The organism is Cryobacterium sp. M91, assembly GCF_002929615.1.
Lineage (GTDB): Bacteria > Actinomycetota > Actinomycetes > Actinomycetales > Microbacteriaceae > Cryobacterium > Cryobacterium levicorallinum.
On sequence record NZ_PJJT01000050.1, the window covers coordinates 1 to 10,111 of the forward strand.

The following is a 10,111-nucleotide window of genomic DNA, read 5'->3' on the forward strand; positions in this document are numbered from 1 at the left end:
GCGTAGTGGCTCACGAGCCACCTCCTTCTTTCACGGTAGGACTACTGTTCCGGAAATTGTCACGTAATACGAGCCAATCATGTTCGCGGAAATTGTCAAGGCGAATGAGGCCAGCGGGAGTTTCGTCGCGGGGTAGTCCACTTACTCCGCTGGGGTGATCAGCGGGCTGGCTTGTGAATTCATCGAATATCCGACGTGAAGGTTGGGTGGCGTTCAGCAACAATTTTCTCGAACCGTTTGGACGCTGCGCTCGGGATGCACTCGTTGGGGTCAGCTCCCGAAACGGAATAAATAGCACGCTAAGAGCTTCCCTGTTTATCTCAGTTGCCAAAGTCCACGTTTCACACCGCCTGGGAGGCAGCCCTACCGGCGGCAGCACAACGGAAGCCGCGGCGCAGTCGAAGCTCTCTCCCCTTACAGCGGAAGGGCGGCGCGGCCGTCCTCAGTTCTGTCAGGGCGGAGCCGCTGCGCGGCGCTGTTCTTCTGATGCTTTTTTGACCATTCCGGCCGGTCATCGTAGCTCCCTGCGCGGCTGCGTTCCCAGAATTTCAGACGCGGTCGCACGCTCCCTTATTTCGCCTGAAATTCTGGGCACTCCACCGCTTCGGTCGCTATCGATTTCTCTCGCCGGAAGGCAAAAAAACAAGTTGTCCGAGGAGAAAGAGAGAAATGCCATGACGTACGACTACGAGAACACCTATCCGCGCGTCCGGTACGCCGACGGGTGCGCGTGCAGCGGATGCCAAAGCCAAGGCCGCGTCGACACCCAGCCCGACGAAACGTGCACTGTTACCCGCTACGCCGACAGCAACGCCTAACGAGGAGACTCATCATGACCATCACCCACACCACCCAGCTCCGTGCCCTCCGCATCGGCTTTCTCAAGGAGCTTGAACCTACCCTCATCGACTCGGCCCGCATCGTAGAGGCTCTGGACGAGAGCGTCGGGTGCAACAACTTCGACGTCGTCGGCCTCGAGGAAGACATCGACCTGTTCGTCGACGATGACGGCGCCCTCAACGGGTCACGGCTCAACCTGCGCGCGACCATCATTGCCCACCTGCTCGGTAAACCCGCCGTGCTCTTTGGTAACGCCGTTGCGCTGAGCTGTGACCCGGCGACGGGCGAGAGCATCAGCCTGACCGACGCCCAGGTGCACCGCCTCACCGCCGGAATCGCCACCCGCCCCGCCCCGACCATCATCGACCAACTCGCAGTCGGCCTGAGCGCGTTCCCCGGACTCGTCGCCATGCTCCGCCGCCACTAACCAACTCACGGCTGGCCTGACCCCGTCAGGCCAGCCGTGAGGGGACGGGCCCCCTCACACTCCCCCACACAGAACAAAACCATGGAACGGCGGCGCGGCCGCCCTGCTGTTCTGCCAATCCGGAGCCGCTGTGCGGCGCTGTCTTGTGATGCTTTTTTGACCATTCCGGCCGGTCATCGTAGCTTCCTCCCGCGTCTTCGTTCCGGGCTTTCGCGGCATATCCTCACTCGCTGCGCTCCCTGCGGTATTCCACGACCCTGCACTACACCGCTCCCGGTCGCATCGATTTCTCTCGCCGGAAGGCAAAAAAACAAGTTGTCCGAGGAGAGAGAAGAGAACATGAACGCATTGACCATTACCCACACGCACGCTGAGGGCACCCTGATCGACGGCACCAGCAAAGGTGACGGGACCGCCGAGGTCCTCAAAGCCAGCGGGTGGCGCTGGGGGCGCAGCATCAGCGCCTGGTTCGTCCCCCAGTCCCGCGACCGTCTCCCCAAGCTCGGCACAATCGAGCGCACCACCACAGCGTTGGAGGCCGCAGGTTTCGCTGTCACCACCAGCCTCGACAGTACCCACCGCCCCACAGCCGAGGTCGAGGCCGGGAAGGTGCAGCGGCAAGCCGACCGGGTTGACGCGCTCGAGCACAAGGCCGACCGCAAGGCCACCGCCGAAACGGCCGCGTGGGACCGTGAGCACGTCGCCCTGCGGCGGCTGCCCGAAGGCGGCGAACCGATCAAAATCGGCCACCACTCCGAAACCCGCCACCGCAACGCCATCGCCAAGGCCGACCGAGCCACCCGCGCCGCCCTCGATGCGACCGCCGACACCCAGCACGCGCAGGCACGCGCCGACGCCGCCACCCACACGACCGAGGCCCGCTACTCCCCCATCACCGTCGCCAACCGCATCGAAACGATGGGGGCCGAGCTCCGCAAGCTCGAACGACGCATCATCGCCCCGTGCTACGACGACGAACGCGGGTACATCGACGCGACCGAAGCGCAGAAGCAGGCCCGAGCGGACCAGCTCGCGCCGCACATCGCAGAAAAGCGCGACCAGATCACCTACTGGGAAGCCGTCAGAGCCGAACAGATCGCCACTGGACAGGCCACCGGCCACAGCCGCGACACCGTCCAGAAGGGCGACCGGGTCAAGATCCGCGGGCACTGGCGCCAAGTCGTCCGCGCCAACGCCAAGACCGTCAGCGTCACCACTGACTACAGCTGGACCAGCACCGCCCCGTACGCGGAGATCCAGCAGCACCAGCGCCCCGAGTAACCCGGACCACAACGGCCGGCCCGCCCAGAGCCGGCCGTGAGGGGACGGCGCCCCCTCACACTCCCCCACTAGGTGAACCCGGCCAAGGCCGGCCCACAANGCCGGCCCACAAGGAACCGGCTACGCCGATCCGTTCCAATTCAAAACTTTTCTTCCCTTGGTGGCCGGTCATCGTAGTTCGCTCCGTGCCTACGTCACCCACAATCTCGCACGCGGTCGCAAGCTCCCTTATTCGGGGGTTGAGCCGCATTGGAACGGTCAGTCACGTTTAGATGCCTGTCGGGCATGAGCTGGCGTGATTGGTCGTTCCGATGGGGGTCGTTTTGTGTTCCGGCGGGGGCGTAGGTTCGTCAGATGCCGGTGGAATTTCTGACTGATGATGAGGTCGCTGCGTACGGGCGGTTTACTGGTGCGCCGTCGCGGGCGGATCTGGAACGCGTGTTCTTCCTGGACGACGAGGATCGGACCCTGGTCGGTGTCCGGCGTGGTGGGCATTCTCAGCTCGGGTTCGCGTTGCAGCTGGTGACGGTCCGCTGGATCGGGACCTTCCTTGAGGACCCGGTGGATGTGCCTGTCGTGGTGCTGGACTTCGTCGCTGAGCAGCTGGGTGTTGATGACTCGTCCCGGGTGGACGAGTACACGAGGCGGCGTACGACGGCGTTCGAGCATCAGCTGCTCATCCGTCGCGTGTACGGGTGGGTGGACTTCACGGTCGTGGAAGCGGACTTCGTTGCGTGGGTGTCGGCGCGGGCCTGGACGTCGGGTGACGGGCCGAAGGCGATCTTCGCCGACGCGTTGGGCTGGTTGCGGCGGCGCAAGGTACTGCTTCCCGGGGTCACCACCTTGGCGCGTCTGATCGCCCGGCTCCGCCAGGAGGCCGCCGAACGGTTATGGGGCGATTTGGAGGCGTTGGTGACCGGAAGCCAGCGATATGTCTTGGAGCAGTTGTTGGAGATCTCGCCCGGGTCGCGGGTCTCGGACCTCGAGCGGTGGCGCAAAGGTGTGACGCCGCGCGCTTCGGGTCCGTCGATCATCAAGGCGTTGGACCAGGTCGCCGAGGTCACCAGTCTGGGGCTGGCGCGGGTGGGCGCGGAGAATATGGTGCCGCAGCAGCGGCTGGATGAGCTGGCGAAGTACGGGATGCGGGCGGATGCCTCGACGCTGCGCCGGCACCCACCCGGCCGCCGAGTGGCGACTTTGCTGGCCACGGTGCGGCATCTGGAGGGTAAGTCGATCGATGATGCTCTGGAGTTGCTTGACCTGTTGATGGTCACCGAGCTGCTGAACAAGGCGCGAAGCGCCTCGGACAAGGACAAGGTCCGCACGCACCCGCGGCTGGCGAAGGCATCAGCACGGCTCGCCGCGGCGGTGGAGGTGCTGTTCGCCGCCGAGGGGTGGGGCGAAAAGGTCCAGATTGGGCAGATCTGGGAGGCCATCGAAGAAGTCGTCTCCCGAGAGCAGGTACGTGCCGCGTTGATGGTGGTCAGCGAGAACGCGCCTCCCGTTGACACCGACGAAGGCGATGACTGGCGCACCGAGCTGGTCAAACGCTTCCCCACGGTGTCGGGGTTCCTCAAGGTTCTGACCCAGGTCATCACCTTCGGGGCCAACGCCGAAGGTGCGCCTGTGTTGGCGGCGATGACAGGAGTGGCTGATGTCCTGGCCCACCGCAGTCGGCTGGCCGCTCCGCTGATCGGCGGCAACTTGATCGACGTCGCCGTCGTCACGGGGCCGTGGAGGCGACTGGTGTTCGGGCATCCCGCCTACGAGGGCGGCGCGGTGAACCGGCACGCCTACGCCCTATGTGTCTTGGAACGGTTCTGGAGATGCCTCAAACGGCGGGAGATCTTCGCGGAGACATCCACGAAGTGGCGCAACCCGCAGGCTGCGCTCCTGGATGGTGAGCGGTGGCAGTTGATGCGGACCGACACGCTCACCGCGCTCGGACTGCCCGAGTCCCCGGACGCATTATTGGCCGAGCATGCCCGGGCGCTCGATGCCACCCTGCGCGAGGTCGGCGGGAGGCTCACCGTCAATCCCGACGCGCGCGTCGATGAGGACGGGAGAATTCATCTCACCGGCCTCAAAGCCGTTGAGGAGCCGCCCTCCTTGGTAGACCTACGCTCACGTACCACCGCAATGTTGCCGCGCGTGGAACTGCCCGAGATGATCCTCGAGGTCATGGGGTGGGTGCCCGAACTGCCGGCAGCGTTCACGGCTGCATCCGGAGGGCAGGCCCGGATGGGTGATCTGCCCCTGTCGATCGCCGCATGCCTGACGGCGCACTCGTTGAACGTCGGGTACCGGCCGATCGCCAAGAAGGGCGTCCCGGCCCTGGAACGGTCCCGGTTGTCGCACGTCTACCAGAACTACTTCCGCCCGGAGACCCTCTCCGCGGCCAACGTCCCGCTCGTCGACGCGCAGGCCGCTCTCCGATTGGCTCAGGCGTGGGGCGGCGGACTGGTCGCGGCCGTGGACGGGATGCGGTTCGTCGTGCCCGTTCCTGCCGCGTTCGCCCGCCCGAACCGCAAGTACTTCGGCTCCAAGAGAGGCATGACCTGGCTGAACGCCATAAACGATCGGGGCATGGGTCGCGGAGCCAAGATCGTCTCAGGCACGATTCGTGACTCGCTACACATGGTCGACGTCATCTTCGGCTTCGACGGCGGCGCGCTGCCTGAGATTGTCGTGACCGACACTGGCTCGTACAGCGACCTTGTCTTCGGGCTGCTCGAGCTCCTGGGCATCTCCTACCGTCCGGCCCTGGCCGACTTGCCCGACCAGAAGGGCTGGCGCATCAACACTGGCGCAGACTACGGCCCGCTGGACACCTTCGCCCGCGGCAAGGTCGACCTCGGCAAGATCCGCAGAAACTGGGATGACATCGTCCGCGTGGTCTCCTCGATCTACACCGGATCGGTGCGCGCGTACGACGTTGTGACGATGCTGCAACGCGACGGACATCCCACCGCGCTCGGCGAGGCAATCGCCACCTACGGGCGAATCTTCAAGACGCTGCACATCCTGACCTATATCGACGTTGATGAGTCCTACCGCCGCGATATCAAAGACATCCGCAACCTTCAAGAGAACCGTCACTCCCTCGCGCGCAAGATTTGCCACGGCAAAAGGGGTGAGCTCTACCATCACTACGAGCGCGGACTAGAGAATCAGCTGGGTGCTCTCGGACTGGTCCTGAACTGCGCCACCCTGTGGACCACCCGCTACCTCGACGCCGCCGTCACCCAGCTCCGTGACCAGGATTACCCGATCCGGGAAGAAGACCTGGCCAGGCTCTCACCCTTCGTGCATTCCCACCTTGGCGTGCTGGGCACCTACACCTTCGCCACTCCCGACCTCGCCCCCGGCAAAATCCGCGACCTCCGCGATCCCGACGCGCCCGAAGAGGACGAGGCCTGAGGCCAGCTCCGAGGAGCGGCCGCCGCGACAACCCTCAGCGTGCCCTGTCGGCAACGTTCATCAAGCGACCGTCTGCCGAACACCGCCACGACCCCCTCGGAGACGGCCTCACACCGGCTCCAGGTGTTCATTAACTACTAGCGTTCACATGAACGGCAAATGACGTTTGATGAACGAAAGGTGACGCACCATGACTCTCATCGGCCTCGTCCGGGTCAGCACCGACAAACAGAACACCCGCCGCCAGCACGACGCTCTCGACCCGATTTGCTGGAAAGTATTCGAAGAGAAGATCAGCGGAACCCTCGCCACCGAGAACCGACCCATCCTCCTCGAGGCGTTGTCCCACGTCCGCCCCGCCGACATGCTCACCATCCAAGAAGTCGACCGTCTCGGCCGTAACCTCCTCGAGGGCCTGATCGTCCTCAACGACCTCTTCCAGCGCGGCATCGCGGCCGGGGAACACTCCCAACGATCCCTCATCCTCGACATCGCTCTCGCTCTGTCCGAGGACCGACACCGTGATATCGCCCGCAAGACCAAAAACGGGTTAGAAGCCGCACGTCGCCGCGGTCACGTCGGCGGCCGGCGACCAGTCGTCGACGACGACAAGCACGCCGCCATCCTCGCCCGCCGCGCACGCGGCGAATCCATCCGCACCATCGCCACCGCCGTAGGAGTCTCGATCGGCGTCGTCCACAAGACCCTCACCCAGCCCACACCTACGCCCGACTGAGGCCGCGAAATCCGCCAACTCAGGCCCGCGAGACACCCAAACGTGACTGACCGTTCCAATGCGGCTCAACCCCCGAGTTCTGACGGCGGAAATGCCGCCGAATGGGAGCTTATCCACAAGTTTTCCACAGCCTCTGACACAGTCCGGTCACAACCACTTAATAACCCCCGCCCCCCCTCCGAACTTTTTACGCTCAGGGTTGAGTTGGTGCGCACGATCGAGCATCAACTGACCGACCAGCTCCATGACCTTTTTACTCGTCAGGGGTTGGGGCACCTTGCGGGGAGGATCTATGCCCTTCTTCGTGAGCACGCGACCCTGACAATCGATTCTGCTGCGCGGCTGCTGGGGGTGTCCTCTCGTCACACGGGGACGATTTTGAGTCGGCTCCGCCGACATCGACTGATCATTAAGCACGCGGAGGGGTGGGCTCGATCGCGTCGGGATGTGCGTACCGTGGCGGCTCGTGTTTTGGGTGTTGAGGGGATGCTTGCTGTTCGGCGTGAGGTGTATGGGGCGGAGCGGGTGGTGTGGGCGTGGTGGCAAGCCGAATATGCCACGATGACGAGCACGCCGAGGCAGCGGCCGCGCCGGCCCCACGTGTCGAGCCGGCCACTGTTTGAGGCGAGCACCCCGGGTGAGCGGGTGTGGCCGCGCTATCCGCGTTCACCGGATGGTCGGGCCGACCATCGCCAGGCGCGCGAATATGTCGACGACGGGGTGCTCAGCCCGGAGAGTCGTTGGCAGCTTTCCGTCGCGTAAAGTCAGGGTCTGACCAGTAGTGGAATAGTGGTTGGCGTTATTTGAGTTCACGGTGGCGCAGAGACGATCTGGGACCTGAGGGCGTGCGATTATGGGAACTTTTGGTTATCTATTCCGTGTTGTGAGCTGGTTCAGTGTCTTCACTATGGTGAGGGTATGGCATCTGTGACGGATCGAATCAAGGAAACTAAACAGCCGCGCGGTGGCTATATTCGTGCCCGAGCAATGGAGAGGATCCAGCTTGGGGGCGGCGGTATTCAATTACTTGATCACAAGGTAGAGAATGTTTATCCCGGCACGGTGGGGATGGCGGTGGATTATCTGTCGCGCCTCGCCAATGGCGCTGAGCCGGGCGACGCCTTCCGGATCTCGATCCTGGGCACGATCGGGCTGCACTCTGACGCGTTGATGAGTAATGGTCTCGACATGACGAGGCTGAGCTCGGGGGTCGACGTAGACTACCTGCGCGGTGAGTCGTCGGTTGGGCACATGGCGTACCTTTCCGATGCTCTGGATAGGTTGGAGATCTTGCGGTCGGGCGTTATTCCGGATGATGACGCGATCTGCGCCGCAGTGCACCTGGTCGGTTACGATGTCGCACACCGGGACCCGGATTTCTATGAAGGTAAGCACGCTGTTCCCGATGCCGTCACGATTGCGCACATCCGCACCATGGTGGAAAGGTCTGTGTCGTTCTTTGCCGGGTACGGTCCGATCACAGGGAACGGTTTTTGGCCGGTCAACGTACTGTCGAGGACAGAGCTGGTGGACTCAGGCGACGGTGATTTCCTTACTGCAGACACGCTGTGGGACTTCAAGGTGTCGGTGAATCCACCGAGGAAGAACCACACATTGCAGTTGCTCATCTATCTCATCATGGGTCAGCGATCGGGTCAGGAACAGTTCGAGCAGATCACGCACCTGGGGATCTTTAACCCCCGGCTGAATCGAGTGCATCGGATTGCACTCGATGAGGTTCCCTCCGAGGTCGTGGGAGAGGTTTCTAGCGACGTGATCGGCTACGCGTAGCGGGTGGCTTGTGAAAAAGTCAAATATCCGACGACTGCGGAAATTTTCACTGAATGCAGGCGGCTAGCCGTGCTCGTTGGGCGCCAAAGAAATCCTGAAAGTAAGGACTTCTCGGGCTGGCGCATCGCTCAGCGTGGCATTCGTTACGCGGTCTGAGGAGGATCGGTACGGAAATTCACGCTAAGGGGTTCGGTGGCTGTTGACTTGGTAGCATGGCGGTCGATTTTCTAAGTGATGAGCAGGCCGCCGGGTTGGGGTCAGCTCACGAAACGGAATAAATAGCACGCTAAGAGGTTCCGGGCCTGTGCAACGGTCGGAGTTTTCCAGTTTTGGGTTGGCGGGGATTGGTCCAGATGTAGTCGCACAAGCGCGCCCTGCAGCCGGGGAGGGAAGTCGACGACGAGGTCCCGGAGAGGGACTGGTATTCCGAAGTGATCCCGAGATGGACAGCGAACCCCAACCGGTTAGCGGAGCCGCCGGCCAACGATCGTCAGAGTCTTTGGTGTGCCGCGGGAAACGGTCGATCGGGCGTTGGAAGCGGACCGACTGCCGAAGTACCACCGGGCGGCGACGGGCTCGACTTTTGATGCGTTGGCGGCGCAGGTTCTGGTGTTGTTGGCCCAGGCGGCGACGATGCCCGCGTCGGTGTTGGCCGAGCGTGTGGGATGGTCGGGGTCGGCGTTCCGCGATAAGGTCGCCGCGATCCGGCCGGAGTACGTGCCGCCGGACCCGGCGGATCGGCTGTGCGCGATCTCGCGCGTCAGGTCGCTGCGGGAGAGATCGCTGGTGACGAGGTTGCGGACCGAGTGAAAGAATATTTGCGCGGCGGCCACGGCGTTACGACGAGCCGGTAAACGTTGCCAGGATCGCTAGACCGGGAGGCGAGCCGAACGCAGGCTAGCGGGAACAAAGTTGGCCTGTCGGGGCTTGACTTGAGAGGGCGCTCGAAGGCTTCGCGGAAGCAAACTGCGCCACACTCGTCATAATCCGATCGCAACGAAAGGTATGCGTCCATGTCGCATTACGCAGATCCCACAGACTCGAAGTACACCAAGGTTTATAAGGAGCAGACGCCTGCCATGCTCAAGGCCTTTATCGACTTTGATCAGGCCGTGTTCGCATCGGAAGGGCCGGAGCTTTCGCTGAAGGTGCGACAGCTGATCGCGGTGGCAGTCGCCATTACGACGCAGTGCCCTTACTGCATCGAAGCTCACACGAAGGACGCGCTGGCGGCGGGCGCAACCGAAGCGGAGATCGCGGAATCCGCGTGGGTCTCCACGGCAATTCGTGCCGGTGGCGGTTACACCCACGGTCGGATGGCTTTGAAGTTCGCCGACCACGAGCACACTGCCTGATCCAGCCCCAAGCAGCCGTGCGGAACAGAGCGACGATCTAGCTGGCGTCGCCCGACTGCACGATTTTCTTGCCGCGCATGAGGCGGCCGGTCGCATCGAAGGCTCCGTCCACGACCCCACTGATCCCGTCGGCCGGCTCCTCTTTAGCGTCCTGGCCATGGTCGCGGAATTCTGTTAACGCCGGGCCAAAACAGGGCCAATAGTGCCGTTTGAAAACAGGACCACTATCTGTGTTTTCTACTATGTCGTATCAGCGGCGGG

The 10,111-nt window shown here is 63.2% G+C and carries 8 protein-coding genes and 1 pseudogene; 8 read left to right on the forward strand and 1 reads right to left on the reverse strand.

The annotated features are described in order from the left end of the window. Positions 1-832: 832 nt before the first annotated feature. The 6 genes from CXY80_RS00980 to CXY80_RS01000 all read left to right on the forward strand — a co-directional run bounded on the left by CXY80_RS00980 (position 833) and on the right by CXY80_RS01000 (position 8,495). The gene (locus CXY80_RS00980) at positions 833-1,267 is read left to right on the forward strand and encodes a DUF3846 domain-containing protein (protein ID WP_158251507.1); all 435 of its coding nucleotides are present in this window, start codon (positions 833-835) and stop codon (positions 1,265-1,267) included. A gap of 339 nt (positions 1,268-1,606) precedes the next feature. Further along, a complete protein-coding gene (locus CXY80_RS00985; protein ID WP_104131245.1) occupies positions 1,607-2,548 on the forward strand; it encodes a DUF3560 domain-containing protein in 942 nt (313 codons plus the stop codon). A gap of 354 nt (positions 2,549-2,902) precedes the next feature. Then, positions 2,903-5,968, forward strand: coding sequence for a Tn3 family transposase (locus CXY80_RS00990; protein WP_104131246.1), 3,066 nt, complete (start codon positions 2,903-2,905; stop codon positions 5,966-5,968). A 190-nt stretch (positions 5,969-6,158) separates the two neighbouring features. Further along, positions 6,159-6,704, forward strand: a complete 546-nt coding sequence (locus tag CXY80_RS00995; protein WP_104131247.1) for a recombinase family protein — start codon at positions 6,159-6,161, stop codon at positions 6,702-6,704. A gap of 486 nt (positions 6,705-7,190) precedes the next feature. Next, complete coding sequence (locus CXY80_RS18990; RefSeq protein ID WP_146070613.1) at positions 7,191-7,466, forward strand: hypothetical protein; 276 nt, start codon at positions 7,191-7,193, stop codon at positions 7,464-7,466. A 156-nt stretch (positions 7,467-7,622) separates the two neighbouring features. Then, positions 7,623-8,495 (forward strand): hypothetical protein, encoded by an 873-nt coding sequence (locus CXY80_RS01000; protein ID WP_146070614.1) that lies wholly within the window; start codon positions 7,623-7,625, stop codon positions 8,493-8,495. A gap of 464 nt (positions 8,496-8,959) precedes the next feature. On the opposite strand, the gene CXY80_RS01005 is transcribed toward CXY80_RS01000, so the two are convergent. Further along, entirely contained in the window at positions 8,960-9,328 is a 369-nt protein-coding gene (locus tag CXY80_RS01005) for a hypothetical protein (RefSeq protein WP_104131249.1), read from the reverse strand. A 180-nt stretch (positions 9,329-9,508) separates the two neighbouring features. Between CXY80_RS01005 and CXY80_RS01010 the strand changes: the two genes are divergently transcribed. Both CXY80_RS01010 and CXY80_RS19865 read left to right on the forward strand, forming a co-directional pair. Beyond that, complete coding sequence (locus CXY80_RS01010; RefSeq protein ID WP_104131250.1) at positions 9,509-9,850, forward strand: carboxymuconolactone decarboxylase family protein; 342 nt, start codon at positions 9,509-9,511, stop codon at positions 9,848-9,850. 94 nt (positions 9,851-9,944) lie between these two features. After that, a pseudogene (locus CXY80_RS19865) lies at positions 9,945-10,022 on the forward strand (recombinase family protein); the annotation flags it as partial. Between the last annotated feature and the right edge of the window lie 89 nt (positions 10,023-10,111).

Bases quoted from the DNA above. Each gene is read 5' to 3' on its own strand.
- CXY80_RS01000 (WP_146070614.1), top strand. From the start codon at position 7,623: ATGGCATCTGTGACGGATCGAATCAAGGAAACTAAACAGCCGCGCGGT.
- CXY80_RS00995 (WP_104131247.1), top strand. From the start codon at position 6,159: ATGACTCTCATCGGCCTCGTCCGGGTCAGCACCGACAAACAGAACACC.
- CXY80_RS18990 (WP_146070613.1), top strand. From the start codon at position 7,191: ATGCTTGCTGTTCGGCGTGAGGTGTATGGGGCGGAGCGGGTGGTGTGG.
- CXY80_RS00980 (WP_158251507.1), top strand. From the start codon at position 833: ATGACCATCACCCACACCACCCAGCTCCGTGCCCTCCGCATCGGCTTT.
- CXY80_RS00990 (WP_104131246.1), top strand. From the start codon at position 2,903: ATGCCGGTGGAATTTCTGACTGATGATGAGGTCGCTGCGTACGGGCGG.
- CXY80_RS00985 (WP_104131245.1), top strand. From the start codon at position 1,607: ATGAACGCATTGACCATTACCCACACGCACGCTGAGGGCACCCTGATC.
- CXY80_RS01010 (WP_104131250.1), top strand. From the start codon at position 9,509: ATGTCGCATTACGCAGATCCCACAGACTCGAAGTACACCAAGGTTTAT.